Below are 25,490 nucleotides of genomic sequence, written 5' to 3'. Positions count from 1 at the left end.
CTGCTCCAGCAACGGTGCACAGGTATGCGTGGGGCCGGCGTGGCGTGCACAGGTATGCGTGGGGCCAGCGTGGCGTGCACAGGTATGCGTGGGGCCGGGGTGGCGCGCCCGAGCCGCTAGGCGCGGGCCCCGGCGACGGAAGCTCCGTCCCAGGCCTCCAGGACGCGCCCCGGGGTGAACGGCAGCTCGCGCAGGCGCAGCCCGGTCGCGTCGAAGATCGCGTTGCCGATGGCGGCGGGCACGCCGACGATCCCGACCTCGCCGATGCCCTTGGCGCCGGTCGCCCCCATCCACGGGTCGGGCTCGCCGATCCAGCCGACCTCGACGTCGACGACGTCGGCGTGCGCCGCGACGTGGTATCCCGCGAGGTCGGCGTTGACGACGTGGCCGAAGCGCGGGTCGCGGTAGGACTCCTCGAAGAGCGCGCCCGAGAGTCCCATCGTCATGCCTCCGACGAGCTGGCTGCGCGCGGTGCGCGGGTTCATGATCCGGCCGCCGTCGAAGTGGCCGTAGAGCCGCCGCACCCGGACCTCGCCCGAGACCTCGCTCACGGCGACCTCCGCGAAGTGCGCACCGAAGGCCATCCGGGTCACCCCGCGCACGCCCTTCGGCATACGGCCCCGGGCCCGGGCCGTCGCGCCCTCGGCCGGGTCGCTCCCGTGCTCCTCCCGGAACGCCACCGCCGCCTCGACCACGGCGGAGCCCCAGCCGAAGGTCCCGGTGCTGCCGCCGGCGATGATCGCGTAGGGCGCGTCGGAGCGGCCGATCTGCGCCTCGACCTGGTCCTGCGGCACGTCGAGCGCCTGCGCGGCGATCTGCGCCAGCACGGTCCACGCGCCGGTGCCGATGTCGCTGGCCTGCATGCTCACGACGTAGCGGCCGCCGGTGAAGGTGATCCGCGCCAGGCTCGGGCCCATCCCCATCTGCGGGAAGCTCGCGCACGCGACGCCCATCCCGAGCAGCCACTCGCCCTCGCGCCGCCCGCCCGGCTCCTGCTGCTGCTCGAAGCCGAAGACCCGCGCCCCCTCGGTGAGGCAGGTGGTGACGTGCCGGCTGCTCCACGGCTTGCCCGACTCGGGGTCGGTCTCCGGCTCGTTGCGCAGCCGCAGCTCGATCGGGTCGATCCCGCTGTCGCGCGCGAGCTCGTCCATGGCGCTCTCCAGCGCGAACATCCCGGTGTACTCCCCCGGCGCGCGCATGAAGGTGCCCGGCGCGATGTCGAGGTGCTGGGCCCGGTAGCCCACGCGCCGGGTGGTTGAGGCATACATCGACAGGCTGGGGCCGGCGGTCGGGTCGAGCCACGGGATGACCCGGGAGACGGGCGCGAAGACCTCGTGGTCGACCGCCTGCAGCCGCCCTTGCTCGTCCGCGGCGAGCGTCACCCGCTGGCGCGTCTCGGGGCGGTAGCCGGTGCCGGAGAACATCTGCGGCCGGGTGAGCGCGACCTTGACCGCACGGCCGGGCAGCATCCGCGCCGCCATGACCGTCACGACGAGGTGCGGGTGCGGCATACCCTTCGTGCCGAACGAGCCCCCGACGTAGGGCGAGATCACCTCGACCTGGGTCGGCAGCAGCCCGAACGCCCCGGCGAGCACGCCCTGCGGCGCGACCACGCCCTGGTTGCTGTCCCAGAGGGTCAGCCGGGTCGTGCGCGGACCGGCCAGGCGCCCGACCCCCTCGTGCCAGAGAGCGACGGCGCTGTGCGGCTCGATGGGGTTGTGGTGGTTCACGGGCGTCGCGTAGTCGCCCTCGACCCGGTATGCCGCCCCCGCCAGGGCGGCGTCCACGTCACCGACGGCGTGCTGGCCGGGGTAGACGCCCATGACCCGGCGCACGGACCGGACGTCGCGCCCGTGCTGGTCGACCCGGACGTCGGCCTCGCCCGGGGCATACCCCACCTGCACGAGCGAGGCGGCGTGGCGGGCGGCCTCGAGGGTGTCGGCGACCACGGCGGCGACGATCTCGCCGCGGTAGCGCACCCGGGGCTTGCGCAGGACGGCGAGCGTGGGCAGCGTCGGGAGCGCAAGGCGCGGGGCGTTGTCGTGGGTGAGCACGAGGTGCACCCCCGGCACCGCCCGCGCGGCGTCGGTGTCGATGCCGGTGATCTCGCCGGTGGCGACGGTCGACAGGACCGGCGCCAGGAAGAGGGCCTCGCCGACCTCGTGCTCGTAGGCGTAGGGCGCCAGGCCCGCGACCTTGAGCGGGCCGTCGACCCGCGCCCGGTCCCGACCCTGCTCGGTCGCCGCGTCGCTCATGCCGCCTCCGTCAGCGCGTCCAGCACCGCGGGCACGGCCCGCTGCAGCTGGAGGATCTTGTAGGCGTTGTCCGGACCGGGCCTGGCCTGCTCCAGCTCGGTGGCGATCGCCGCGGCGTAGGCCTCGTGGGTGGCCGGGCCGCCGCGCAGGGCGTCCTCCGCGCGCCGCGCCCGGTAGGGCTTGTGCGCCACGCCGCCGAGGCCGATGCGCACGTCGTCGATCTGGCCGTCCCGCACGTCGAGGGCGGCGGCGACGGACACGGTGGCGAAGGCGTAGGAGGCGCGCTCGCGCAGCTTGCGGTAGCGGGAGCGGTCGGCGAAGCCCGGGCCCGCGATCTCCAGCGCCGTGATGAGCTCGCTGCGCTCCAGGGTGGTGTCCTGGTCGGGCCGGTCGCCGGGGAGGCGGTGGAGGTCGCCGAAGTCGATGCGGCGCTCGCCGAGCGGCCCCTCGACGACGACGGTGACGTCCAGGGCCGCCAGCGCCACGCACAGGTCGGAGGGGTGGACGGCGACGCAGGCGTCGGAGGCGCCGATGAGCGCGTTGTAGGTCCCGAAGCCCTCGATCGCCGAGCAGCCCGAGCCCGGCTCGCGCTTGTTGCAGGGGGTGCTGAGGTCCTGGAAGTAGACGCACCGCGTGCGCTGGAGCAGGTTGCCGCCCATGGTCGCCATGTTGCGCAGCTGGCCGGAGGCGCCGGCGAGCATGGCCGCGCTCACGACGGGGAAGCGGCGGCGCACCAGCGGGTGCGCGGCGACGTCGGCGTTGCGGGCCAGCGCGCCGATCCGCACGGTGCCGTCGTCCAGCTCGGTGACCTCGGTGAGGTCGAGGTGGCTCACGTCGATGAGCCGGTCGGCCTCGCGGATCCCCAGGCGCAGGTGGTCGACGAGGTTGGTGCCGCCGGCGAGGTATGCCGCGCTCGCGCCGTCCTGCGTCGCCCCGGCGGTCCGGCGCAGCGCGTCGGCGACGCTCGTCGCGCGCTCGTAGGTGAAGGGCTTCACGGGCGCTCCTCCGCAGAGCCGGCAGCGGCCGCCCGCTGCGCCGCCGTGTCGCGGATCGCGGCGACGATGTTGACGTAGGCGCCGCACCGGCACAGGTTGCCGCTCATCCGCTCCCGGATCTCCGCGTCGCTGAGCTCGACCGCGACGTCCGGGTCGGCGAGCGCCGAGGGGTCGGTGACGTGGCTCGGCATACCCGAGGCGACCTCGGCGAGCATCGCCTGCGCCGAGCAGACCTGCCCGGGCGTGCAGTAGCCGCACTGCAGCCCGTCGCGGTCGACGAAGGCCTGCTGCAGGTCGCTGAGGTCGTCCGGGGTGCCGAGACCCTCGGCGGTGACCACCTCGGAGCCGTCCAGGGAGGCGGTGAGGGAGAGGCACGAGACGACGCGGCGCCCGTCGACGAGGACGGTGCAGGCCCCGCACTGGCCGTGGTCGCATCCCTTCTTGGCCGAGGTCACGCCGAGATGGTCGCGCAGCGCGTCCAGCAAGGTCATGCGGACGTCGTGCGTGAGCTCCTGGGGTGTGCCGTTGACGACGATCTTGGTGGAGAGCGTGCTCGCCCCCCCGGTGTCGTGGTCCATCACCTCAGTCTGCCCCGCGACCTCCGGCGTCGCATGTCGACGTCCGGAGCGTCTGGACCAGGTGAGCACCGGCGAGACGGTGCCAGTCGGCGCGGTGGCGCATCATGCCGTGGGTGTCCGCGAGGTCCGTCCGGACGTCCACCTCGGCCCCCTGCTCGCGCAGCCGCTCGGCCGCGCGCAGCGTCCCCTCGGGGGAGGTCATCTGGTCCTCCGTGCCGTGCAGCAGCAGGGCACGGCCGCTCGTGGGCGGGTGGACTGCCGGGAGGTCTGCCTGCTCCACCCAGGCGGCCGCGGTGACGAGGGCGTCGACCTCGCCGGCCAGGTGCAGGGCGGTCCGGCCGCCCATGGAGTAGCCGAGCAGCCCCACCGGTATGCCCGGGTGCTCCTCGCGCACCCGGGCCAGCGCCCAGGTGGCGTCCCGCAGCGGCGCGCCGTCGTTCCAGCCGCGTTGTGCATACCGGAGGAAGGAGACGCCGATCCGGTCCTGCCTCCCGGCCCGCGCGACCGCCGCGGCGAAGAGACGGCTGCGCAGGACCGAGAGCTGGCGCCAGCTCGTGGGCTCGGTGCTGTGCTGCTGGCCGCCGTGCAGGACGAGGACGTGCGCGCGCTCGTCCGTGTGCCGGCGCACCGTGCGGAGGCGGGGCCTCACAGGAGGTAGAGGTACATGAGGAGGAAGTGGAAGGTGGCCGCGATCGCGACGAGCAGGTGCCAGATCTCGTGGAAGCCGAAGACGCCGGGCACGGGGTTGGGGCGCTCCACGATGAAGATGACGAAGCCCACGCTGTAGACCACGCCCCCGGCCGCCATGAGCGCGAGCGCGCCGACCGGCAGGTCCATGCCGCCGAGGACGAGCACCACGGGCATCCAACCGAGCACGATGTAGAGGGTGTTGGTGACCCACTTGGGCAGCTCGCGCCACACCGAGCGGGCCGCGATGCCGAGCGCCGCGATGCCCCAGACGGTGCCGAGCACGGCCCAGCCGAAGGCGGTGCGGTCGAGCACGAGCACGAGCGGCGTGACGGTGCCGGCGATGAGGAAGAAGACCGAGGTGTAGTCCAGCGTCCGGAGCACCTCGTTGACCTTCGGGCCCTGGTCGAGGCCGTGGTGCGCGGTGCTGGCGACGAAGAGGGTGACGAGGGAGGCCGCATACACCGAGAGGCCGACGACGCGCCAGGGATCGCCGCCCACCGCGGCCTGGGAGATGAGCAGGGCGGACCCGAGCACGGCGAAGCACGACGCGACGAGGTGGGAGATCGTGTTGATCCGCTCGTCGGTCACGTGGACGCTGCCGTCGCGGCTGCGCTGGACGGTCTCCATCGCTCGCTCTCGCAGAGGGGTTTCGGGTGCCCTTCCAATGGTAGCCGGGAACCTGTGGGGCGCCTCCCAGGTTGGGGGTCCGGAGACACTCGGTTCACACCCGTCACGGACCGCCAGGAAATCCCGGTCCGCGCCCGTTGCTGCAGAGGCGTCCCACGATTTCGTGACAGCTCGTGACCCATGCGAACTATGTGACCAGTGGGGCCGCGGTCAGGCGCGCGCCGGGCGCAGCCTCCGGGGTCAGGACCGACGCGCCCGGGCCCGGGCGAAGGCGGCGCGCAGCCGGCGGTCGACCAGCGCCGGGTTCGCGAGGTCGGCCCAGGTCAGGCGGACGACCTCATAGCCGAGCTCGCGGAGGCGGTCCTCGCGCAGCTTCTCGCTCCGCAGGACGGAGGGGTCGTCGTACTTCAGCATCCCGTCGAACTCGACGACCACCTTCTCCGCCCTGAAGAGGAAGTCGACCCGCGCGACCAGCAAGCCGTGCTCGTCGGCGATCTCCGCCTGCTGCTCCGGTATGCCCAGGCCCAGGGTGAGCAGCACCCAGCGGGTCCGGGACTCCCCGGCCGACTCGCTCAGGGGGGAGGCGAGCTCCACCACCCGTGCCGCCGCCGCGTGGGCGCGCCAACCGGTCATGCACGCCAGGGCGGCCTCGAGCTCGGCGCGGGTCGTCCGGCGCTCGCGCAGCGCGGCGTCAGCGCTGACCAGGCCGGCCTCGACGCCGGAGCGGGCTGCCACCTGCAGCACCGCCAGGGCGATGGTCACCACCGGCCCGACGTGGAGGTCGACGACGAAGGCGTCCGGCACCCGGCCGTGGACCCTGACACCGGCGTCCTGCCGCGACCTGCCGTCGTCGGTGCGGCACAGGTGGACCCGCTCATCCACGCCGTGAAGGTCGACGCCCTGGACCGCGAGCGAGCTGTGGTCGCTGAGCGCGACCCTCGCCCCCGGGGCGAGCCCGCGCAACACCGCGCGGGCCCGCAGGTCGTGGCGCTCCCAGGGAGGTGCGGCACGCCATACCGGACCGCTGACGAACGCGCCCCGGCGCACACGAACCAGGTCCCCGCTGCGGACCAGCCCCTCGGCCTCCGTGCTCCCCAGGCCCAGGGCTCGCAGGTCCCGCGTGGCGCAGACCTGCCCGAGAGCACCGAGCAACGTCCCCACCTCTTCGCGCATCTGCTCAGCATGCCCAGGAGCGGGCGCAGGCCGCTGGCGCTGTCCACAGGGCATGAGTGCCGCGCTCACCGTGAGTCACACGCGTCTCACGGCGCCAGGAAATCGGTAGGCGCGCACGTCACCGCATCGGCGTCTCACGATTTCCTGGCATCGTGGTGGGGACGGGAGCTCTGTGGCCCCTGGGCCGGACCGAGGCGCGGCATAGTGGGGGCATGGACCCAGCACTGCGCGAGATCCTCACCTCCGGCGGCACCGGCGCCCTCACGAGCATCAAGCGCGACGGGCAGCCGCAGCTGTCGATGGTGACCTACGCCATCGACCCCGAGGCGACCCTGGTGCGCGTCTCCACGACCGACGGGCGGGCCAAGGTCGCCAACCTGCGCCGGGACCCGCGCTCGAGCCTGTTCGTGACGAGCTCCTCCGGCTGGTCGTATGCCGTCGCCCAGGGCACCGTCGAGCTGTCGCCCGTCGCAGCGGCGCCCGACGACCCGACGGTCGAGTCCCTCGTCCAGCTCTACCGTGACGCGAACGGCGAGCACCCCGACTGGGACGACTACCGGCGGGCCATGGTCGCCGACCGGAGGCTGGTCGTCCGGCTCTCGGTCGACCACGTCTACGGGGTGGCCCAGGGCTGAGCCCCGCTCAGAGCTGCCGGCCGGCGGCGAAGAGCCGCATCACCTGCTCGTCCATCTCCGCCTGGGTGAGGATCACGGCATACCGTCCGGTGGCGGGGTCGGCCCAGAAGTCCGTGCCGAGGCCGCCGGACCAGCCGAAGCGCCCGGCGTGCTCGCCGCCGCTCTCGACGGCCACACCGAAGCCCCATCCCGCGCCCTCCCAGAAGCCGGGGAAGAAGCTGCCCGGGTCCTTGGCCCGCTCGGGCACCTGGTCGACCCGCATCTGCGCGAGCAGCTCGGGCGCCACGACCTGATCCCCCTCGTGCACACCACCGGCGGCGAGCATCCGGGCGAAGGCGGCGTAGTCGCGCACCGTCGAGACCAGCTCGTCGTGCGCCCGGTCCCGGACCTCGTCGGCGACGTAGTGCCCCGCACCCGCCGGCTCGATCTCGACCAGGTCACCGCCCTCCTGCCGGCGGTATGCCGCAGGGAGCCGGTGCGCGTCGGCGGGCGGGACGGCATACCCCGTCTCGTGCATGCCCAGCGGCCCGAGCAGGTCCTCTGCGAGGTGCTCGCCGAGCGGCCGGCCGACCGCGCGCTCCAGCATGATGCCGAGCAGGCCGAAGGAGTGGTGATATCGCCAGACCTCGCCGGGCTGGCCCACGAGCGGCAGGGCGGCGAGCGCGTCCAGCCACTCCTGCGAGGACGGGGCGAGCGGCTCCGGGCCCGCCGCGGCCCCGGCGCCCTCCATCGCCTCCTGCAGCGGCGACTCGGCGAGGATCATCCCGTAGCCCGAGGTGCAGGTCAGCAGGTGCCGCAGCGTGATCGGCCCGGTCGCGGGCACGGTGTCGTCGAGCGCCGCGTCGGGCGTGCGCAGCACCTGCCGGTCGGCGAGCTCGGGCAGCCAGCGGTCAACCGGGTCGTCCAGGGCGAGCGCGCCCGCGTCCACGAGGCGGAGCGTCGCGACCGCGAGGACCGGCTTGGTCATCGACGCGATCCGCACGACGGCGTCCTGCGCCAGCTCGCCCACGGCGGCGACCTCGAGCGCCCCGTCGGCATCCCCCAGGGCCGCGACGAGCCCGGGCGCGGTGCCCGCGTTCCAGTGTCGCTCCAGCAGGTCGGTCAGGTCACTCATCGGCGTCCCCTCTCGTGGCGTCGTCCTCGGTCCGACCACCGGCCGGGCCCCGACTCATCGGTGGGTGCGTACCGCCCGGCGTGCACATCGAGGCATACCGGAGGGTATGCCCGCCCCCGCCGAAGGTGTGCCCGCCGACCGGCACGCAGGGCCCGAGTTACACGCATGTAGTTCTCCACAGGATGTGCACACCCTGGGGACAACGGGAGGGGCCGGCGCTCAGGCGCGGACGGCGCTGCGGCGCAGGGCGCGGTCGGCGACGCGGTAGCCGTCCTCGGCGATGGCCCGCCAGATCGGCAGCGCCACCGCGGGGTCCTCCTCGGTGATCCGCTGCAGGTCGGCGGCGGAGAGCACGAGCAGCTCGAGGTCGTCCACGGCCACGACCCTCGTCTCCTGCACGCCGTCGGTGCCGAGGGCCAGCTCGCCGAAGGAGGTGCCCGGACCCATGGTCACCAGCGTCATCGTCCCGCCGCCCGGGGCGTCGTCCTGCGCCACCGCCCGGCCGCTGACGATGAGGTGGATGCCGGCGAAGTCGCCGCCGGCCTCCAGCACGACCTCTCCCGCCGGCACGCTCCGCCGGGTCATCGCCGAGCGCACGGCCTCCAGCGAGGCCCCCTCGAGGTCGCGCACGAGCGGGTGGTCCTCGACCGGGTCCGGCTCGGGGCGCGGCCCGCAGTGGGTGCGGATGAGCATCCGCTCGCACCACTCGATCGCCGAGGTGAGGTCGGTGAAGATCGGCGAGGCCTCGTCGGTCCCGGCCCGGGGGTCCGGGAAGACGCCGTCCGGGTCGACCGCGATCGCCTCCGCGCCCTGCTCGCGCAGCCGGTCGCGCAGCGACAGCAGCGTCAGCCGGCTCACCTGGGCGATCTCGTTGACGTGGGTGAGGTCGAAGATCGCCAGCTCGGGCGCGTCCTGCACCACCTGCCTTGCGACCGACTCGGCGCCCGCGAAGAGGATGTCGCCCTGCATCTCGTAGACCCGCGCCCGGTCCGACACCCGCTCCAGCACCTCCTGGTCCGCGCCCTGCCAGCGCGTGGTCGAGCGCGCCGTCTCCAGCGAGTAGCTGCTGCGCAGCGCGCTGCGCGACCCCCGGCTGACGTGCATGAGGTGCAGCTCCATGTCGGTCGACATCCGCTCCAGCAGAGCCACGCCCCGGGCGCTGTTGCCGTGCGGGTCCAGCCGCGGGGAGAACACGGCGATCCCCACCTGCCCGGGCAGGACGCCGATGATGCCGCCGCTCACCCCGCTCTTGGCCGGTATGCCGACCGCGGTCACCCAGTCCCCGGCGGCGTCATACATCCCGCACGTCGTCATGACCGACAGGACGTGCTCCACCAGCGCAGGTTCCAGGACCTGCTCGCCGGTGCGCGGCTGCACCCCGCCGTTGGCCAGCGTCGCCGCCATGAGGGCGAGGTCGCGGGTGTCCACGGCGACCGAGCACTGCCGGATGTACTGGTCCAGCACCTCTTCCGGGTCGCCGTCGAGGATCCCGAACTCGCGCAGCATGTGGGCGATCGCCCGGTTGCGGTGGGCGGTCTCCAGCTCGGAGGTGTAGATCGAGGGGTCCAGCTCCAGCTCCCGCCCGGCGAAGCGCGAGTACCACTCCAGCGCCCGCGCGAAGCGCTCGTCGCCGGAGTCGCCCGCGACGAGGGAGGACGCGGTGATCGCCCCGGCGTTGATCATCGGGTTCTTCGGGCGGCCGGTGTCCGGGGAGACGCTGATCTCGTTGAAGGCCTCGCCAGAGGGCTCCACGTCGACCTTGCGCGCCACCGCCTCGATCCCCTGGTCGTGCAGGCCGAGGGCATACGTGAACGGCTTGGACATCGACTGGATGCTGTAGCGGTGCTCGCTCTCGCCGACCTCGTAGACCTGCCCGTCGACCGTCGCCAGGCACAGCGCGAACCGGTCCGGGTCGGCGGCGGCGAGCTCGGGGATGTAGGGCGCGACCTCCCCGCCCGCGTCGCCGCCCTGGGCCACGATCTGCTCGAGGTACTCCTGCACCGGGTTGCGCATACCGCCTCCTCCTGACGTCCGTCACCGCGAGCCTACGGGTGGCAGGATCGGGCGCATGAGCGCTGACCCGGGCCAGCTGGTGGACGCGGTGCGACGGTATGCCGTCGCCCTGGACACGCAGGTGCTGACCGGCCCGGGCGTGTGCTCGGGGCTGGGGGCGTGGCTGCTCCTGGCTCTCGCGGCCGGCGGCGGGCGGGCCACCGACGCGGACCTGGCGGAGCTGGAGCAGGCGCTCGGTCTGCCCGCCGACGAGGCGGTGGAGGCACTGACCCGGCTCCTGGACGATCCGCACCCGGCCGTCTCCGCGGCCGTGGCGCGGTGGGCCGACGAGCAGAGCCTCACCGGCGACCTCGCCGAATGGTCCGTGCCGGAGCGGGTCGAGGACGGCCCGTTGCCGGACCAGGAGGGCGCCGACCGGTGGGCGAGCGAGCGGACCGACGGGCTCATCGAGCGCTTCCCGGTGGAGATCACCGAGCTGACCCGGCTGGTGCTGGCCTCCGCCCTGGCCACCCGGATCTCCTGGCTCAGCCCGCTCACCGAGCTCGAGGACGGCGGGCTGGGGACGGAGGGCGGCACGGCCCGGCATACCGTCATCGAGACGCAGGCGGCGGGACCGGTCGCGGTCATCACACCCCGGTCCACGTCCGGGCTGGCCGTGCTCAGCGTCATCGCTGACCCGCAGGTGCCGCGGGAGCAGGTGCTGGCGGCGGCGCACGAGATCGCGGCGCGGGCGACCGGCCCGCTCGACGGGACCGAGGTCACCTCCGACGGCCACGCCTGGACGCTCACCGAGCACCGGGAGGTGCGCCCGTCCTTCCGCGAGGTCGTCGAGGAGTGGACCGGCTGGGTGCCATCGTGGCGCCTCGTGAGCGACCACGACCTCACCGGCGCACCCGGCTTTGCGGCCGCCTGCGCCGCGCTGGAGGCCTTCGTGCTCCCGGCCGGGCGACCGGCCGACTACGAGGTGCGCCAGAGCGCGGTCGCGGCCTACACCGCGACCGGTTTCGAGGCGGCCGCGGTGACCGGTATGGCGGTGCGCGCCGCCGGGATGCCGCCGGAGCAGGAGGTGCTGGTGCGCCGCATCCACGTCCGGATGGACCGCCCGCACGCCGTCGTCGCGGTGGCGCTGGCGGACGGAAGCCCGTGGCACGGGCTCCCGGTCTTCACCGCCTGGGTCGACCCGGTGGGGACGCGCTGAGCCTCACATGCTCCCGAGGTGCCCCGCGAGCCGGCGGTGCCGCACCAGGCTGGAGTCGTTGAGCCCGCGGATGTCGACGGTGGTGCCGTGGGCGGCGTACTTCCGCTCGATCGCGTCCAGCGTGGCGACCGTCGAGGCGTCCCAGATGTGCGAGTCGGTCATGTCGATGACGACGGTCGGCGGGTCGCCGGCGTAGTCGAACTGGTGCACCAGGTCGTTGCTCGAGGCGAAGAAGAGCTCGCCGACGACCTTGTAGGTGCGGACCTGCGGGTCCTCGTCGGGCACCGTGACGACCTGGGTGAAGTGGGCCACCCGGCGGGCGAAGACGACCATGGCGGTGAGCACGCCGACGACGACCCCGATCGCCAGGTTGTGGGTGGCGATCGTCGTGGCCACGGTCGCGAGCATGACGAGGTTCTCGCTCCTGGGCATCCGGCGCAGGGTCGAGGGCGCGATGCTGTGCCAGTCGAAGGTCGCCACCGACACCATGACCATCACCGCGACGAGCGCCGCCATCGGGATGGCCGCGACGAGGTCGCCCAGCACGACGACGAGGACGAGCAGGAAGACACCGGCCAGGAAGGTCGAGATCCGGGTGCGGGCGCCCGAGGCCTTGACGTTGACCATCGTCTGGCCGATCATCGCGCAGCCGCCCATCCCGCCGAAGAAGCCGGTGACCACGTTGGCGACGCCCTGGCCCCAGCCCTCGCGGGTCTTGTCCGAGCCGGTGTCGGTGATGTCGTCGACCAGCTTGGCGGTCATGAGCGACTCCATGAGGCCCACGAGCGCCATGGCGAGGGCATACGGGGCGATGATCTGCAGCGTCTCCCAGGTGAGCGGCACGTCGGGCAGGACGAGCGAGGGCAGGCTGTCCGGCAGCCGGCCCTCGTCGCCGACGTCCGGCAGCCCCATACGCGCGGTGAGCGCGAGCGTGGTGAGCGCGACGATCGCGACGAGCGGCGCGGGCACCGCGGTCGTGACCCGGGGCAGCGCCACCATGACGAGGATTCCCGCGGCCACCATCGGGTAGACCAGCCACGGCACGCCGACGAGGTGCGGGATCTGCGCGGTGAAGATGAGGATGGCCAGCGCGTTGACGAAGCCGACCATGACCATCCGCGGGATGAAGCGCATGAGGCGGGCGACCCCGGCCAGCGAGAGCACGATCTGCAGCACCCCGGCGAGCAGCACGGTGGCGATGAGGTGGTCGATGCCGTGCTCGCGCACCACCGGCGCGATGACCAGGGCGACCGCTCCCGTCGCCGCGGAGATCATCGCCCGGCGACCCCCCACGATCGCGATCGTCACCGCCATCGTGAAGGACGCGAAGAGCCCGACCCGCGGGTCGACGCCGGCGATGACGGAGAACGAGATGGCCTCGGGGATGAGCGCCAGAGCCACGACGAGGCCGGCGAGGACCTCGGTGCGCAGCCGGGCGGGCGAGCGCAGGGCGGCGCGCACCGAGTGCGGGTCCTCGGCGGTGGTCGGGGGCGTGGGGGCAGGCAGCATGGACAGGGCGAGTCCTCGCAGGATCGTCGGTGGTGTCAGGGAGGTGTGCCGCTGGTCCGGTCCGGGCGCGAGGCCCACCGCCGGCGGCCCGCCCAGTCTACCGATGGTGCGGGCCGCCCGGGCCCACGCACGTCAGCCCCGGGCGACCTCCGAGAGCCGGTCCAGCGAGGCACGGAGGTGCTCGGCGGTGGTGCCGCGCGCTCTCGCCAGGCGGGACTCGTCGGTCAGCTCGGACCAGTCGTAGACGTGCGTGACGCGGCTGCGGCCCTCCTCCAGCGGCTCGACCTCCCAGCCCCACTCGTGCCCGGCCGGGTCCTGCCCCTCGCTGGCAGGGCGCCAGGCGACCCGGCGTCCCTCCTCGAAGGTCACCACGTGGTTGTCGCGCACCTTGCCGTTGGTGAGCCTCATGGAGAAGACGTCTCCCACGGCGTGGATCCGTTCGCCGTGGACGACCTCGGCGAGGTTGTCGTTGCCGTCCCACCCGGGCTGCCGGCGCGGGTCGGCGATGAGCTCGAAGATCACCTCCGCCGGCGCCTCGATCTCGCGGCTGGCGGTGACGACGCGTGGTTCGTCCTGCGACCTCTCGCTGCTCATGGGTGCAGTCAACCACGCGGTCGGCGCCGGGCGATGAGTCCGGCCCGGCCCAGGTGTCCCACCCTGCACAGGACGCGCACGTCGTCCGCCGACAGGACAGGATGGACCCATGACCGCAGCGCAGCGCAGCAGCGAGACCCGCACCGTCGGCGAGGGCGCCGACCTCATCACCTACGACGTGCACGGCGACCTCGCGCAGGCCACACCCGAGCGGCCGGTCCTCGTGGCGGTCGGATCGCCCATGGACGCCGTCGGGTTCCTGGCGCTGGCCGGGGAGCTGGACGACCGGCCGGCCGTGACCCTGGACCCTCGCGGCGCGGGCCGCAACCCCACGAGCACCGAGCCGATGACGCCGCAGCAGCACGCCGAGGACCTGCACCGCGTGATCGAGGCGCTCGGGGCGGGACCGGTCGACGTCTTCGCCTCCAGCGGCGGCGCGGTCAACGCGCTCGCGCACGCGGCGGCATACCCGCAGGACGTGCGGCGCGTCGTCGTGCACGAGCCGCCGCTCGCGACCTTCCTGCCGGACCGCGACACCCTGCTCGCCGCGTGCGAGGACCTGCGCGCGACCTACGAGCGCGAGGGCCACGCGGCGGCGATGGCCGGGTTCATCACCCTGGTCATGACGCCCGGGGAGATCGACGCCGCCTACCTCGAGCAGCCCGCCGCCGACCCTGCGGCCTTCGAGATGCCGACCGAGGACGACGGATCGCGCGACGACCCGCTCTTCCGCAACCTGCCGGCCTGCAACGCCCTTGAGCCCGACCTGGAGCGGCTCCGTGAGCTCGGCGACCGGCTCGTGCTGGTCGTGGGCGAGGACTCAGGGGAGACCTTCGCCGCCCGTGGTGCGCGGTCGGTGGCGCGGGCGCTGGGCCAGGAGGCCGTGGTCGTGCCCGGCGACCACGGCGGCTTCATGGGCGAGGTCTACGGCCAGCCCGCGGGCAAGCCGGAGGAGTTCGCGGTCGCCCTGCGCGAGCTGCTCGCCTGAGCACCCTGGTGCAGGAACGGTGCGTCACACCCGTTGCTCGGGCGACGGATGTGACGCACCGTTCTCGCACCACGATCCGGGTCAGGCCTCGACGACGGCCTTGATCCGCTCCAGCGTCGTGCGCATCCCCTGCGCGTTGGTGCGGCCCCGCAGCCGCCCGAGCAGAGCCCAGTAGATCCGCAGCGGCAGCACCGGCTCGAGCCGGTAGTACTCGGTCACGTCGGTGCCCTCGCCCGAGGGCTCCAGCCGGTAGCCCCAGTTGTTGATGGCGACCTTCTTCGTGCCCACGGAGAACTCGAAGAACCGCTCCGGCTCCAGGCGGGTCACCTTGCACGCGGTCCAGTAGGTCGGCCCCCGCCCGTTGCGCACCACCTTGCCGGCGAAGGTCGCGCCCTCCTCCGGCCCGGTGGAGCCGCCGGTCCAGCGCCCGGCCACCGTCTCGGGGCTGAACTCCCCGATCCGCGTGACATCGCTGACCAGCGCCCACACCTCCTCGGGCGGGGCCGCCATGTGCAGGGTGACCTCATCGGTCAGGGGTCGCATCGATCCGCCTCCTCGGGCTGGGGCTGGGGCTGCACCCCAGCATGCCCGACGGACGGAAGGGGTGCCCGGTCGGGCGGTGCGCTCGCGCGGGCTGCGGCGCCGCGGTCCCCGCCCCAGGCCGGACATGGTCACGGCGTTGGCGAGGACGATCACCGCCATGCCGACCCACTCGTGCAGCGCGAGGAGCTGCCCGAGCAGGACCATCCCGACGAGCGCGGCGAGCACCGGATGGGCGCTCATCGCGATGCCGAAGACGCTGGCCGGCACGCGGCGCAGCACGAGCAGGTCGAGGGTGTAGGGCACGACGGTGGACAGGACGCCGGCGACGACGGCATACCCGAAGGCCTCGGTCGTGAACCGGCCGGTGACGCTGAGCCACACGAGCACCGGGAGGTATGCCGTCGCCGAGACCGCGGTCGCGAGCGCCGTCCCCTGCACCCCCGGCAGCGCCTGGCCCACCGCGCGGTTGGCCAGGATGTAGCCGCCCCAGCAGGCGGCCGCGACGAGGCCGAAGGCGACGCCGAGGTAGTCGCTGCTCGGCCCGGGCAGCACGAGCACGTACACGCCGATCCCGGCGACCACAGCTAGCGCGAGGTCGCGTACCGAGCGCGAGCCGAGCAGGGCGACCGCCAGCGGGCCGAGGAACTCCAGGGTCACCGCCAGGCCGAGGCCGATCCGCTCGACCGCGGCGTAGAGCCCGAGGTTCATCCCGGCGAACATCGCCGCGAGCCACAGCACCCGGAGCCACTGCGCGCGCGTCAGCCGGTGGACCGCCGGCCGGGTGAGCGGCAGCAGCACGGCGGAGGCCACGAGCTGGCGCACCGCGACCACGCCGGCCGGGCCGATCGCGGGGAAGGCGTGGCTGCCCCACGCGGCCCCCGTCTGCGTGCTCGCCGCCGCGGTGAGCATGAGCAGCACGTCCCGCGGGCTGGTGCGGGACCGGGGCGCCGTGGCGAGGGCGGGGGGCTGCGTGACCGACATACCAGCAGTCTGCGAGGACCAGTTCTATACGGGAAATGCACGCGAGCGGATCTGCATACACTTCTCGTATGCCTCCGGCCGACCTCTCGCTGCGGGACCTGCGCTCCTTCCTCGCCGTCGTCGACGAGGGAACGTTCACCGACGCCGCGATCGCGCTGCGGACCACCCAGGCCTCGGTCTCGCGGCATGTCGGAGCGCTCGAGCGTGCCCTCGGGGTGCGGCTGCTGCAGCGCGGCGGCCGGATCGTGACCCTCACCGTCGCCGGCCGCCGGGTCGTCGCCCACGCGCGCCGGCTGCAGGACGAGGCGGAGGCGGTGCTCCGCGCCGCGCAGGACGAGGGACGCGAGGTGCGGGTGGGGTATGCCTGGGCCGCCCTCGGCGGGCACACCGCGACGGTGCAGCGCGAGTGGGCGCGCCGCCACCCCGGCTCCGAGCTCACCTTCGTCAACAGCGCCACCCGCTTCGCCGGGCTGACCGAGGGCATCGCCGAGGTGGCCGTCGTCCGGCGCGACCCCGGCGTCTCCCAGCTGGCGAGCGCTCTCCTCGGCCACGAGGACCGGATGGCCGCGCTGCCCTCCGCGCACCCGCTGGCCCGCCGGCGCCTCCTGCGGATGGCCGACTTCGCCGGGCAGACCGTCGCCCTCGACGTCGCCACCGGCACGACCACGCCCGACCTGTGGACCCCGCAGCAGGCCCCGGGGGCATTCCGCGAGGTCCGCGGCACCGACGAGTGGCTCACCGTCATCGCGGCGGGCCGGGCGATCGGTCTCACCTCGCAGGCGACCGCGGCGCAGTACTCCCGCACCGGCGTCGTCTTCCGTCGCCTCCGGGACGCGCCCACCGTGGCGGTCCACCTCATCTGGTGGCGCCAGGACCCGCCGGCCTACCTCGACGAGCTCTGCGCGGTCGTCCGGGAGGCCTACGCCCGGGCGGGCCGACCGGCCGCCGGCCCGACCCCGTGATGGGATGGGCACCATGACGACGCTGCACGACTTCGAGGCCGAGACGCTCACCGGTGACCAGCAGGACCTCGGCGACTACGCCGGCCGGGCGGTCCTGGTCGTCAACACGGCCAGCAGGTGCGGCTTCACGCCGCAGCTCGAGGGCCTGGAGCACCTCCACAGCGAGCTCGCGGACCGGGGCCTGGTCGTGCTCGGTTTCCCGTACAACCAGTTCGGCAACCAGGAGCCCGGCGACGCGCAGGAGATCGGGGAGTTCTGCCAGCGCAACTACGGCGTGAGCTTCCCGATGTTCGCCAAGGTCGACGTCAACGGCGACGACGCGCACCCGCTCTTCGCCTGGCTGCGCTCGCAGAAGAAGGGCCTGCTCGGCGGCCGGATCAAGTGGAACTTCACCAAGTTCCTCATCGCCCCGGACGGCTCGGTCGTCGGACGGTATGCCCCCACCACCGACCCCTTGGCGATCCGCGCGGACATCGAGAAGGTCCTGCCGACCGGGTCCTGAGCACGGCGTCGGGAAACTTCTCGCGCCCCGGGGCGTTGAGCCTCACCAGGACACTTCCCCGACGAGAGGACCACCATGGCCCGCAGGATCGCCGCGATCGGTGCCGCCCTGGGCGCAGCCCGTCGCTTCGCCCGCAAGAACCCGCAGAAGACGCAGTCCTACCTGGACAAGGCCGCGGACTTCGCCGACAAGCAGACCAAGGGCAAGTACTCCTCCCAGATCCGCTCGGCGAGCGACAAGGCCAGCCAGGCCGCGCTCGGCGGCGACCAGGGAGGTACCACGAGCAGCACGCCCCCGCCGTCCTCGTCCTGACGCGGACCGCGCCAGCCACCGGACTCCTCCGCAGAAGCTGCCAGCCACCGGACTCCTACGCAGAAAGTGTTCCTCTGCGGTGATGCATCAGGGCAGAGGAACAGCTTCTGCGTAGGAGTGGGTCGCGACCGTGGGGCCGGGCGCCCTGACCCAAAGCCGTCCCAGCGGCTCAGCGGCCGGCCGCCGCCTCCTGCAGCGCCGCGAGCGCCGTGGCGACGCCCGGGTGCTCGCCGCTGCCGCGGCGGATGCCGGTGCGCAGGTGCCGGGCCGGCGCCGGGTCACCGTGCAGCGGCACCCGCACCACGGGGTAGGCCGCCGGGATCTGCGCCAGGCGCGGGATGAGGGCGATGCCGAGGTCCGCGCCGACCAGCGCCGCCCCGGTGTCCCACTCCGCGGCGTAGTGCGCGACCGAGGGGGTGAAGCCGGCGCCGGTGCAGGCCGTCTGGAGCAGCTCGTGGTAGGGCCGCCCCGGCCGGTCCATGATCCAGCGCTCGCCGGCCAGGTCACGCAGGGACACCCACTCCCTCCCCGCGAGCGGGTGGCCGTCGTGCACGAGCAGGTCGATGGGGTCCTCGAGCAGGGCGCGCTGCTCGAAGCGCGGGTCGGTGCTGGCCGGCAGGCCGGACAGGGCCACGACGACCGCCACGTCGGCGCGGCCGGTGAGCAGCAGCTCGAAGCACTCCTCCGGGTCGGCCTCGACGATCTGCACCTCGCTCCCGACCTCGGCGCGGACGCGTGCCGCCACCCCCGGGAGCAGGGCTGACGCGGCCGTCGAGAAGCCGGCCAGCCGCAGCACCCCGCCCCCGGTCCGCGCCACCCGGGCGACCTCGGCGCGGATCTCCTCCCACCGGCATACCAGGTCGTCGGTGCGGTCCAGGAGCACCTGGGCCGCGGGACTGAGCCGGACCCCGCGACCGTCCTGCACCAGCAGCTCCACCCCGAGCTCGCGCCCGAGCGCGCGCAGCTGCTGGGAGACCGCCGAGGGGGTGTAGCTGAGCGCCTCCGCGGCAGCCGTCACCTTGCCGCGCTGGGCCACCATCCGCAGCACCTGCAGGCGCCGGTCGATCATGCAGCCAGTGTGCACGAGAACGTGCACTTTTCGGCGCTGGTGCGCAGGCGCCGCTGACCGCAGACTCGCCGTATGCGCACCCTCGACCCACTCCTGGACCCCTTCACGGTCAAGGGTATGCGGCTGCGCAACCGGGTGGTCAGCACCAGCCACGAGCCGGCCTACGCCGAGGGCGGGCTGCCGCGCGAGCGCTACCTCGCCTACCACCTGGAGAAGGCCCGCGGCGGCGTCGGGCTCACGATGATCGGCGGCTCGGCCGTGATCGCCCGCGACAGCCCGCCGGCCTTCGGCAACCTCGAGCTGCACCGCGACGAGATCGTGCCGTGGATGCGCCGGCTCACCGACGCCGTGCACGAGGAGGGGGCGGCGGTGATGTGCCAGGTCACCCACCTCGGGCGGCGGACCAGCAACTACACCGCGGACTGGCTGCCGACGGTCTACCCCTCCCCGCTGCGCGAGCCCGCGCACCGGGCCTTCCCCAAGGTCGCCGAGGAGTGGGACCTGGACCGCATCGTCGACGACTACGTCAGCGCCGCGCAGCGCTGCGTCGAGGGTGGCCTGGACGGCATCGAGCTGCAGAGCTACGGGCACCTGCTCGACGCCTTCCTCTCCCCCGCCACCAACCACCGGGACGACGCGTGGGGCGGCTCGCTGGAGCACCGGATGGCCTTCCCCCGCCGGGTGATCCGCGCGGTGCGCGAGGCCCTCGGCCCCCAGCCGGTCCTGGCGATCCGGATGTCCATGGACGAGGACCGGCCGGACGGGCTGCAGCAGGAGGAGGCGCTCACCGCACTGCGCGCCTTCACCGAGGACGGCGTCGACCTGCTCAGCGTCATCAAGGGCACCATCGACAGCGACGCGACACTGTCCAAGGTGATCCCGTCGATGGGCACCCCCTCGGCGCCCTTCCTCGAGTTCGCCGGGCAGATCCGCCGCGAGATCGACATCCCGGTCATGCACGCCTCCCGGATCACCGACGCGGCGACCGCGCGGCACGCCATCCGCGACGGCCTGCTCGACCTCGTCGGCATGACCCGTCCGCAGATGGCCGACCCCTACCTCGTCGCCAAGATCACCGCGGGCGAGGAGGACCGGGTCCGGCCCTGCGTGGGCGCCAACTACTGCCTCGACGCGATCTACGAGTCCGGCGACGCCAAGTGCATCCACAACCCGGCGACCGGCCGCGAGCTCACCCTCAGCCACGTCGTCCCGCCGGCGCCGGTGCGCCGCCGGGTCGTCGTCGTCGGCGCCGGCCCGGCCGGGCTGGAGGCGGGCCGGGTGCTCGGCGAGCGCGGTCACGACGTCGTCATCCTCGAGGCCGACGACCTGCCCGGCGGGCAGGTCCGGCTCGCCTCCCGCCCGAGCCGCCGCCGCGACCTCATCGGGGTGGTCGACTGGCGGGTCAGCGAGCTCAAGCACACCGGGGTCGACCTGCGCCTCGGGGTCTTCGCCGAGGCGCAGACCGTGCTGGCCGAGGAGCCCGACGTCGTCATTGTCGCGACCGGGGGTATGCCGAACCGCACCTTCCTCGCGCAGGGCCAGGGGCTGGTGCGCGACACCTGGGACGTCATGTCCGGGGAGGTGCGCTCCGGCGGCACCGTGCTCGTCTACGACGACAACGGCGCCGAGCCCGGGGTGGACGCCGCCGAGCTGCTCGCCAGCCGCGGGGCGCAGGTGCAGTTCGTCACCCCCGAGCGGATGCTGGCCCCGCTCGTCGGCGGGATGAACTCACCGGCCTACCTGCGGGCCTTCGACGAGCACCACGTCGGGGTCACCCTCGCCACCCGCCTCGTCGGGGTCGCCCGGCACCCCGAGGGCGGGCTGGTCGCGCGGCTGCGGCACGACTACTCCGGCGCGGAGGTCGAGCGGCGGGTGGACCAGGTCGTCGTGGAGCACGGCACGCTGCCCAACGACGACCTCTACCACGAGATGGCCCCGCTCTCGGTCAACGGCGGCGCCGTCGACCACGAGGCACTGCTCGCGGTGCAGCCCCAGCTCGTGGGCGCCGGGAGCGGCCCGGCAGCCCTGGCCGCTCCCGGCGGGGCGGGCGCCGCGCTCTCGCCGGGCACCGGCTTCCAGCTCTTCCGGATCGGCGACGCCGTCGCCAGCCGCAACATCCACGCCGCCACCTACGACGCCCTGCGCCTCTGCCTGGCCATCTGACCGGCATACCCGAAGGAGGACCCGATGACCACCCTCACCACCGCCACCGCGACGAGCACCCCCACCGCCCCCGGGACCACCGACCTCGCCCGGCTCGTGGCCGACCGGGCGCCGGGCTTCAGCCTGGACGCGCCCTTCTACACCAGCCCCGAGGTCTTCGACCTCGACCTCGCCGCCGTGTGGGCACGGAGCTGGATCTTCGTGGCGACCGAGGCCGAGATCCGCGAGCCCGGCGACTTCGTCACCGTCGACATCGGGCCCTACTCCGTCATCGTCGTGCGAGACGACGACGAGCAGGTGTCGGCGCTGCGCAACGTCTGCCGGCACCGCGGCTCCCGGGTGCTCACCGAGCGCTCCGGGTCCGTGGGCAACATCGTCTGCGGCTACCACCGCTGGACCTACGCCACCGACGGCACCCTGCTGCACGCCGGCGACCAGGCGCCGACCTTCGACCGGTCCTGCTTCGGGCTCCGGAGGGTGCACGTGCGGACCGTGTCCGGGCTGGTCTTCGTCTGCCTCGCCGACGAGCCGCCGGCCGACGTCGAGGAGATGACGGCCACCGTCGCGCCCTACCTCGACCCCCACCAGCCGCTGCGCACCAAGGTCGCCGCCCAGCACGACCTCGTCGAGCACGCCAACTGGAAGCTGGTGATGGAGAACAACCGGGAGTGCTACCACTGCGAGGGCGGCCACCCCGAGCTGACCTGCACCTTCTTCCCGACCTACGGCTACGACCGGGACAGGATCCCGGCCCGGCTCATGCCGGCGCACGAGCGCTACCTCGCCGCCGAGGCCGAGCTCGAGGCGGCCTGCCTGGCGCGGGGGATGGCCTTCGCCGAGGTGGAGGCGCTGGAGGAGGACCGGGTCACTGCCTTCCGCGTGCAGCGCGAGGCGCTGGACGGCGCCGGCGAGTCCTACACGCTCGACGGGACGGTCGCCTCGCGCCGCCTGCTGGCCGACTTCGACACCCCCCGGCTGGGCCGCGCCTCGGTGCACACCCAACCCAACGGGTGGTTCCACTTCCTGTCCGACCACGTCGTGACCTTCGCGGTGCTGCCCCTCGGGCCGGACCGGACCCTGGTGCGCACCACCTGGCTGGTCCACGAGGACGCGGTCGAGGGAGAGGACTACGACCTGGAGCGGCTCACCCAGGTGTGGGACCACACCAACGAGGAGGACGGCGAGTTCTGCGCCCGGGCGCAGCAGGGCGTGGCCGACCCGGCCTACATCCCCGGCCCTTACTCGCCCAGCGAGCGCCAGGTGGAGTCCTTCGTCGCGTGGTACGTCGCGCGGCTGCGCGCGGAGCTGGCCCGATGACCGAGGTGCTGGTCCGCGGGACGGGCGCCACGACATACCTCGACCACGTGGACGAGCCGCTGGTGTGCGTCCACGTCGAGCAGGTCACCCACGACGTGCGCAGCATCACCCTCGCGCTGCCGGGCGGCGCGGCGCTGTCGTTCCGGCCGGGGCAGTACGTCACGGTGACGGCGGACGTGGACGGCCGGGAGACCAGCCGGTGCTACACCATCGCCTCCTCCCCGCTGCAGGCCGGCACCCTCACGCTCACGGTGAAGCGGCAGGGTCCGGTGTCGACGTGGCTGCACGACCGGCTCGGGGTCGGGGACCGGCTGCGGGTGAGCGGGCCGATGGGCGTCTTCAGCACCCACGAGCACCCGGCGGCGGCGCACCTGCTGCTCTCCGCCGGCAGCGGCGTCACCCCGCTCATGTCGATGCTGCGGACCCTGGTCGGCACGCCGGGCCCGCACGACGTCGTCTTCGTCCACAGCGCCCGGACCCCGGCCGACATCGTCTTCCGCCGCGAGCTCGAGGACCTCGCGGCGGCCCTGCCGTGGCTGCGGGTGGCGGTGGTCTGCGAGGGCGACAGCGAGGACGAGGTATGGCGTGGTGCCCGCGGGCGGCTCACCGCCGGGATGCTCGCCGAGCTGGCGCCCGACGCGGCCGGCCGGGAGGTGTTCACCTGCGGACCACGGCCCTACATGGACGCCGTGCGCGGCCTGCTGGCCGAGCTCGGCTGCGACCCGGCGCGGTGCCACCAGGAGTCCTTCGTGCTCGACCCGGCCGGCGCGGTGCTGACCGGCGAGGGCGGGGACGGCCGGGGAGGCACCCCCGCGGCCGAGGCGCGGACGCACACCGTCACCCTCACCCGCAGCGGCAGGGAGGTGACCTGCGCCCCCGGTCAGACGATCCTCGCCGCCGCCGCGCGGGCCGGCCTCAGCCTGCCGTCCTCCTGCGCCGAGGGGGTCTGCGGGACCTGCAAGAGCCAGCTGCTGGCCGGCAGCGTGGACATGCGGCACGGCGGCGGGATCCGGCCCCGCGAGATCGCCGCCGACAAGGTCCTGCTGTGCTGCTCCACCCCGCTCGAGGACTGCGTCGTCGAGGCCTGATCCCGGCTGGCATGACCATGACCCGGCTCCGGCAGCGCATCGCGGAGGCATGTCGTCGCCAGACGAGCGGTCCGCTCGGCTGCAGCCTCACGAAGCTCACGGGCCACAGGCTGCTGGGACATGTCCGTCCGGTCGCGTTATGTCCCGGGCGGACGCACATGTCCCCGCAGAGTGCTACGCGTGGTGCCCGAGCCACGCACGTGGCGGGGGCGACCCGCGCGGGTGGCGGGCTGCAGGTCGGTGAGGTCGCACCCCCACCGCCCCACCCAGAGGCGTCGTCCTACGTCGACAGCTCGGACAGCCGGGGGCGCAGCTCGTCGGTGAAGAAGCGCATGAAGCCGTCGACGTCCGGGCCGGCGCTGATGAGGGCGAGCCGGTCGAAGCCCGCGTCGGAGAACTGCCGGGCCACCTCCAGGTGACGCTCCACGTCGGGGCCGCAGGCGAAGACCTCGCGCATCGAGTCCGGGGTGATGAACTGGGTCGCGGCGTCGAAGTGGGCCGGGTTGGGCAACTCGCTGTTGACCCGCCAGCTGCCCAGGCCGAAGCGGAACATGCGGTGCGCGGACTCGGCAGCCGCCTGCTCGTCCGTGGCCCAGGCCAGCGGCACCTCGGTGTAGCGCGGCCCGGAGCCACCGGCCTGCTCGAAGGCCTCGATGAGCGAGGCGTCCGGGTCGGTGGTGAAGATGCCGTCACCGAGGTCCGCGGCGAGCCGCGCCGCCTGCGGGCCGCCGATGGCCACGACGATGTCCGGGAGGGTGTCCGGGAGGTCAAAGACGCGGGCGTCCTCGATGGTGAGGAACTCGCCGCGGTAGGAGTGGTAGCCGCCCTGCCACAGCAGCCGGATGATCTCCAGCGCCTCCCGGAGCAGCTGGTGGCGGTCCCGGACCTCCGGCCAGCCCTGGCCGACGACGTGCTCGTTGAGCCGCTCGCCGGAGCCCACGCCCAGCGTGAAGCGACCGCCGGAGAGGATCTGGGTGGTCGCCGCGGCCTGGGCGATGATCGCCGGGTGGTAGCGGATCGTCGGGCAGGTGACCCCGGTCGCCAGGCCGATGCGCTCGGTCGAGGCGGCGATGGCTGCGAGCACCGACCAGGCGAACGGCGAGTGCTCGTGCTCGGGCAGCCAGGGGTGGAAGTGGTCGCTGATCTCGACGAAGTCGAAGCCGGCACGCTCGGCCTCCACGGCCTGGCGGACGAGCTCGGTGGGGGAGTAGTTCTCGGCGAAGAGCTTGAATCCGATCTGCATGTCCTCACGGTAGGAGGCGCCCGCACGCGGCGCGCGGCGTGCCGCCCCGGTCCGCGCACGGGGGCGGGAACGTGTGGTTGGCTGGCGCGTTGAGCAGGTGACAGGTTCGTGACACCGTCGAGCAGAGGATCCCGAATGCCGTTCCGCAAGATTGCCGCCCTCGGCGCCGCCGCCGACGCGGCCCGCCGCTTCGCCCGCAAGAACCCCGAGAAGACCAGGTCCTACCTGGACAAGGCTGCCGGTTTCGCCGACCGGCAGACCAAGGGGAAGTACTCCAGCCAAATCCGCTCCGCCTCCGACAAGGCCGGGAAGGCGGCTCTCGGCGACGACGAGCAGCGCGCGTGAGGAGCCTGCACGACTTCACCGCCGAGACCCTCGCGGGCGAGCAGCAGGACCTCGGCGCCTACGCCGGGCGGGCGGTGCTCGTGGTCAACACCGCCAGCCGGTGCGGCCTCACCCCGCAGCTCGCGGGCCTGGAGGAGCTGTATGCCGAGCTGGCCGACGACGGTCTGGTCGTGCTCGGTTTCCCGTGCAACCAGTTCGGCGGCCAGGAGCCCGGCGACGCCGAGGAGATCGGGGACTTCTGCCACCGCAACTACGGCGTGAGCTTCCCGATGTTCGCCAAGGTGGAGGTCAACGGCTCCGGTGCGCACCCCCTCTACCGGTGGCTCAAACAGCAGAAGAAGGGGCTGCTGGGACGGCGCATCACCTGGAACTTCACCAAGTTCCTCGTGGGTCCGGACGGCCGGGTGCTGCAGCGCTACGCCCCCACCACCCGTCCGGCGACGATCCGTGCGGACCTGGCGAGGATGCTGCCCCTCGTGCCGTGACCGCCCTCGGGCCCCCTGGCGGATGAGCGCGCGGGACGGCGCCACGGCGGCTAGCGTCGACGGTGTTCGTGCCGCCGGCTGACGACCTCGCCGGGGCACGCCCCGACGACC

General features: G+C 73.6%; 24 protein-coding genes. 11 read left to right on the top strand and 13 right to left on the bottom strand.

Features of this window, described 5'->3' with window-relative positions; genetic code table 11:
• Window positions 1-116: 116 nt before the first annotated feature.
• The 6 genes from SGUI_RS10365 to SGUI_RS10340 all read right to left on the bottom strand — a co-directional run bounded on the left by SGUI_RS10365 (window position 117) and on the right by SGUI_RS10340 (window position 6,318).
• On the bottom strand, window positions 117-2,255 hold the full coding sequence (locus tag SGUI_RS10365; protein WP_066639699.1) for a xanthine dehydrogenase family protein molybdopterin-binding subunit: 2,139 nt from the start codon (window positions 2,253-2,255) through the stop codon (window positions 117-119).
• Window positions 2,252-3,250 carry an FAD binding domain-containing protein gene (locus tag SGUI_RS10360; RefSeq protein WP_066639696.1) on the bottom strand — a complete coding sequence of 333 codons (999 nt, stop codon included), beginning with the start codon at window positions 3,248-3,250 and terminating at the stop codon, window positions 2,252-2,254. The genes SGUI_RS10365 and SGUI_RS10360 overlap by 4 nt, the downstream gene beginning before the upstream one ends.
• Window positions 3,247-3,828, bottom strand: a complete 582-nt coding sequence (locus SGUI_RS10355; protein WP_066643217.1) for a 2Fe-2S iron-sulfur cluster-binding protein — start codon at window positions 3,826-3,828, stop codon at window positions 3,247-3,249. The genes SGUI_RS10360 and SGUI_RS10355 overlap by 4 nt, the downstream gene beginning before the upstream one ends.
• Window positions 3,829-3,832: 4 nt before the next feature.
• Window positions 3,833-4,477, bottom strand: coding sequence for a dienelactone hydrolase family protein (locus SGUI_RS10350; protein WP_191090895.1), 645 nt, complete (start codon window positions 4,475-4,477; stop codon window positions 3,833-3,835).
• Entirely contained in the window at window positions 4,474-5,145 is a 672-nt protein-coding gene (gene trhA, locus SGUI_RS10345; RefSeq protein WP_066639688.1) for a PAQR family membrane homeostasis protein TrhA, read from the bottom strand. The genes SGUI_RS10350 and trhA overlap by 4 nt, the downstream gene beginning before the upstream one ends.
• 240 nt (window positions 5,146-5,385) lie before the next feature.
• A complete protein-coding gene (locus SGUI_RS10340) occupies window positions 5,386-6,318 on the bottom strand; it encodes a PDDEXK family nuclease (RefSeq protein ID WP_157621802.1) in 933 nt (310 codons plus the stop codon).
• Window positions 6,319-6,530: 212 nt separating this feature from the next.
• Between SGUI_RS10340 and SGUI_RS10335 the strand changes: the two genes are divergently transcribed.
• The gene (locus SGUI_RS10335; protein ID WP_066639679.1) at window positions 6,531-6,953 is read left to right on the top strand and encodes a PPOX class F420-dependent oxidoreductase; all 423 of its coding nucleotides are present in this window, start codon (window positions 6,531-6,533) and stop codon (window positions 6,951-6,953) included.
• Between the two features lie 7 nt (window positions 6,954-6,960).
• Here SGUI_RS10335 and SGUI_RS10330 read toward each other — a convergent pair whose 3' ends face one another.
• On the bottom strand, window positions 6,961-8,067 hold the full coding sequence (locus SGUI_RS10330) for a serine hydrolase domain-containing protein (RefSeq protein WP_066639677.1): 1,107 nt from the start codon (window positions 8,065-8,067) through the stop codon (window positions 6,961-6,963).
• A gap of 219 nt (window positions 8,068-8,286) precedes the next feature.
• Window positions 8,287-10,080, bottom strand: coding sequence for a glutaminase A (gene glsA, locus SGUI_RS10325; protein WP_066639674.1), 1,794 nt, complete (start codon window positions 10,078-10,080; stop codon window positions 8,287-8,289).
• A 55-nt stretch (window positions 10,081-10,135) separates the two neighbouring features.
• Here glsA and SGUI_RS10320 point away from each other — a divergent pair, with 55 nt between their 5' ends.
• Window positions 10,136-11,278, top strand: coding sequence for a serpin family protein (locus SGUI_RS10320; RefSeq protein ID WP_066639671.1), 1,143 nt, complete (start codon window positions 10,136-10,138; stop codon window positions 11,276-11,278).
• Between the two features lie 3 nt (window positions 11,279-11,281).
• On the opposite strand, the gene SGUI_RS10315 is transcribed toward SGUI_RS10320, so the two are convergent.
• Together SGUI_RS10315 and SGUI_RS10310 are read right to left on the bottom strand one after the other, a co-directional pair.
• Entirely contained in the window at window positions 11,282-12,787 is a 1,506-nt protein-coding gene (locus SGUI_RS10315; protein ID WP_066639668.1) for a SulP family inorganic anion transporter, read from the bottom strand.
• 132 nt (window positions 12,788-12,919) lie between these two features.
• Window positions 12,920-13,381 (bottom strand): SRPBCC family protein, encoded by a 462-nt coding sequence (locus SGUI_RS10310; protein ID WP_066639665.1) that lies wholly within the window; start codon window positions 13,379-13,381, stop codon window positions 12,920-12,922.
• A gap of 109 nt (window positions 13,382-13,490) precedes the next feature.
• Between SGUI_RS10310 and SGUI_RS10305 the strand changes: the two genes are divergently transcribed.
• The gene (locus tag SGUI_RS10305; protein WP_066639663.1) at window positions 13,491-14,369 is read left to right on the top strand and encodes an alpha/beta fold hydrolase; all 879 of its coding nucleotides are present in this window, start codon (window positions 13,491-13,493) and stop codon (window positions 14,367-14,369) included.
• An 81-nt stretch (window positions 14,370-14,450) separates the two neighbouring features.
• On the opposite strand, the gene SGUI_RS18055 is transcribed toward SGUI_RS10305, so the two are convergent.
• Window positions 14,451-15,893 carry an EamA family transporter gene (locus SGUI_RS18055; RefSeq protein ID WP_191090894.1) on the bottom strand — a complete coding sequence of 481 codons (1,443 nt, stop codon included), beginning with the start codon at window positions 15,891-15,893 and terminating at the stop codon, window positions 14,451-14,453.
• A 68-nt stretch (window positions 15,894-15,961) separates the two neighbouring features.
• Here SGUI_RS18055 and SGUI_RS10295 point away from each other — a divergent pair, with 68 nt between their 5' ends.
• The 3 genes from SGUI_RS10295 (at window position 15,962) to SGUI_RS10285 (ending at window position 17,669) form a co-directional block, all read left to right on the top strand.
• The gene (locus SGUI_RS10295; RefSeq protein ID WP_066639662.1) at window positions 15,962-16,855 is read left to right on the top strand and encodes a LysR family transcriptional regulator; all 894 of its coding nucleotides are present in this window, start codon (window positions 15,962-15,964) and stop codon (window positions 16,853-16,855) included.
• 13 nt (window positions 16,856-16,868) lie between these two features.
• Window positions 16,869-17,357: a glutathione peroxidase gene (locus SGUI_RS10290; protein WP_066643214.1), complete on the top strand. Its 489-nt coding sequence runs from the start codon at window positions 16,869-16,871 to the stop codon at window positions 17,355-17,357.
• Between the two features lie 75 nt (window positions 17,358-17,432).
• The gene (locus tag SGUI_RS10285; RefSeq protein ID WP_066639661.1) at window positions 17,433-17,669 is read left to right on the top strand and encodes an antitoxin; all 237 of its coding nucleotides are present in this window, start codon (window positions 17,433-17,435) and stop codon (window positions 17,667-17,669) included.
• 169 nt (window positions 17,670-17,838) lie between these two features.
• On the opposite strand, the gene SGUI_RS10280 is transcribed toward SGUI_RS10285, so the two are convergent.
• Window positions 17,839-18,738 (bottom strand): LysR family transcriptional regulator, encoded by a 900-nt coding sequence (locus SGUI_RS10280; RefSeq protein ID WP_066639660.1) that lies wholly within the window; start codon window positions 18,736-18,738, stop codon window positions 17,839-17,841.
• A gap of 72 nt (window positions 18,739-18,810) precedes the next feature.
• On the opposite strand from SGUI_RS10280, the gene SGUI_RS10275 reads away from it, so the two are divergent.
• Genes SGUI_RS10275 through SGUI_RS10265 form a run of 3 tightly spaced genes read left to right on the top strand, consistent with a single transcriptional unit; the run spans window position 18,811 to window position 23,306 of the window.
• The gene (locus SGUI_RS10275; RefSeq protein ID WP_066639652.1) at window positions 18,811-20,901 is read left to right on the top strand and encodes an oxidoreductase; all 2,091 of its coding nucleotides are present in this window, start codon (window positions 18,811-18,813) and stop codon (window positions 20,899-20,901) included.
• A gap of 24 nt (window positions 20,902-20,925) precedes the next feature.
• A complete protein-coding gene (locus SGUI_RS10270; RefSeq protein WP_066639650.1) occupies window positions 20,926-22,218 on the top strand; it encodes an aromatic ring-hydroxylating oxygenase subunit alpha in 1,293 nt (430 codons plus the stop codon).
• Window positions 22,215-23,306 carry an FAD-binding oxidoreductase gene (locus SGUI_RS10265; protein WP_066639644.1) on the top strand — a complete coding sequence of 364 codons (1,092 nt, stop codon included), beginning with the start codon at window positions 22,215-22,217 and terminating at the stop codon, window positions 23,304-23,306. The genes SGUI_RS10270 and SGUI_RS10265 overlap by 4 nt, the downstream gene beginning before the upstream one ends.
• A 280-nt stretch (window positions 23,307-23,586) precedes the next feature.
• Here the strand turns inward: SGUI_RS10265 and SGUI_RS10260 are convergent, their stop codons facing one another.
• Entirely contained in the window at window positions 23,587-24,549 is a 963-nt protein-coding gene (locus SGUI_RS10260; protein WP_066639642.1) for a TIGR03557 family F420-dependent LLM class oxidoreductase, read from the bottom strand.
• Window positions 24,550-24,684: 135 nt separating this feature from the next.
• On the opposite strand from SGUI_RS10260, the gene SGUI_RS10255 reads away from it, so the two are divergent.
• Both SGUI_RS10255 and SGUI_RS10250 read left to right on the top strand, forming a co-directional pair.
• Entirely contained in the window at window positions 24,685-24,894 is a 210-nt protein-coding gene (locus SGUI_RS10255; protein ID WP_066639640.1) for an antitoxin, read from the top strand.
• Window positions 24,891-25,379 (top strand): glutathione peroxidase, encoded by a 489-nt coding sequence (locus SGUI_RS10250; RefSeq protein WP_066639638.1) that lies wholly within the window; start codon window positions 24,891-24,893, stop codon window positions 25,377-25,379. Before SGUI_RS10255 ends, SGUI_RS10250 begins: the two co-directional genes overlap by 4 nt.
• Window positions 25,380-25,490: the final 111 nt, after the last annotated feature.

The organism is Serinicoccus hydrothermalis, assembly GCF_001685415.1.
Lineage (GTDB): Bacteria > Actinomycetota > Actinomycetes > Actinomycetales > Dermatophilaceae > Ornithinicoccus > Ornithinicoccus hydrothermalis.
This window is presented reverse-complemented; position numbering and strand designations above follow the sequence as displayed.

Excerpts from the sequence above, each read along its gene's own strand:
- SGUI_RS10315 (WP_066639668.1), bottom strand. The coding sequence starts at position 12,787 with ATGCTGCCTGCCCCCACGCCCCCGACCACCGCCGAGGACCCGCACTCG.
- SGUI_RS10335 (WP_066639679.1), top strand. The coding sequence starts at position 6,531 with ATGGACCCAGCACTGCGCGAGATCCTCACCTCCGGCGGCACCGGCGCC.
- SGUI_RS10365 (WP_066639699.1), bottom strand. The coding sequence starts at position 2,255 with ATGAGCGACGCGGCGACCGAGCAGGGTCGGGACCGGGCGCGGGTCGAC.
- SGUI_RS10270 (WP_066639650.1), top strand. The coding sequence starts at position 20,926 with ATGACCACCCTCACCACCGCCACCGCGACGAGCACCCCCACCGCCCCC.
- SGUI_RS10255 (WP_066639640.1), top strand. The coding sequence starts at position 24,685 with ATGCCGTTCCGCAAGATTGCCGCCCTCGGCGCCGCCGCCGACGCGGCC.
- SGUI_RS10320 (WP_066639671.1), top strand. The coding sequence starts at position 10,136 with ATGAGCGCTGACCCGGGCCAGCTGGTGGACGCGGTGCGACGGTATGCC.
- SGUI_RS10340 (WP_157621802.1), bottom strand. The coding sequence starts at position 6,318 with ATGCGCGAAGAGGTGGGGACGTTGCTCGGTGCTCTCGGGCAGGTCTGC.
- SGUI_RS10290 (WP_066643214.1), top strand. The coding sequence starts at position 16,869 with ATGACGACGCTGCACGACTTCGAGGCCGAGACGCTCACCGGTGACCAG.
- SGUI_RS10305 (WP_066639663.1), top strand. The coding sequence starts at position 13,491 with ATGACCGCAGCGCAGCGCAGCAGCGAGACCCGCACCGTCGGCGAGGGC.
- SGUI_RS10330 (WP_066639677.1), bottom strand. The coding sequence starts at position 8,067 with ATGAGTGACCTGACCGACCTGCTGGAGCGACACTGGAACGCGGGCACC.
- SGUI_RS10260 (WP_066639642.1), bottom strand. The coding sequence starts at position 24,549 with ATGCAGATCGGATTCAAGCTCTTCGCCGAGAACTACTCCCCCACCGAG.
- SGUI_RS10285 (WP_066639661.1), top strand. The coding sequence starts at position 17,433 with ATGGCCCGCAGGATCGCCGCGATCGGTGCCGCCCTGGGCGCAGCCCGT.
- SGUI_RS10310 (WP_066639665.1), bottom strand. The coding sequence starts at position 13,381 with ATGAGCAGCGAGAGGTCGCAGGACGAACCACGCGTCGTCACCGCCAGC.
- SGUI_RS10265 (WP_066639644.1), top strand. The coding sequence starts at position 22,215 with ATGACCGAGGTGCTGGTCCGCGGGACGGGCGCCACGACATACCTCGAC.
- SGUI_RS18055 (WP_191090894.1), bottom strand. The coding sequence starts at position 15,893 with ATGTCGGTCACGCAGCCCCCCGCCCTCGCCACGGCGCCCCGGTCCCGC.
- SGUI_RS10275 (WP_066639652.1), top strand. The coding sequence starts at position 18,811 with ATGCGCACCCTCGACCCACTCCTGGACCCCTTCACGGTCAAGGGTATG.
- SGUI_RS10355 (WP_066643217.1), bottom strand. The coding sequence starts at position 3,828 with ATGGACCACGACACCGGGGGGGCGAGCACGCTCTCCACCAAGATCGTC.
- glsA (WP_066639674.1), bottom strand. The coding sequence starts at position 10,080 with ATGCGCAACCCGGTGCAGGAGTACCTCGAGCAGATCGTGGCCCAGGGC.
- trhA (WP_066639688.1), bottom strand. The coding sequence starts at position 5,145 with ATGGAGACCGTCCAGCGCAGCCGCGACGGCAGCGTCCACGTGACCGAC.
- SGUI_RS10295 (WP_066639662.1), top strand. The coding sequence starts at position 15,962 with ATGCCTCCGGCCGACCTCTCGCTGCGGGACCTGCGCTCCTTCCTCGCC.
- SGUI_RS10280 (WP_066639660.1), bottom strand. The coding sequence starts at position 18,738 with ATGATCGACCGGCGCCTGCAGGTGCTGCGGATGGTGGCCCAGCGCGGC.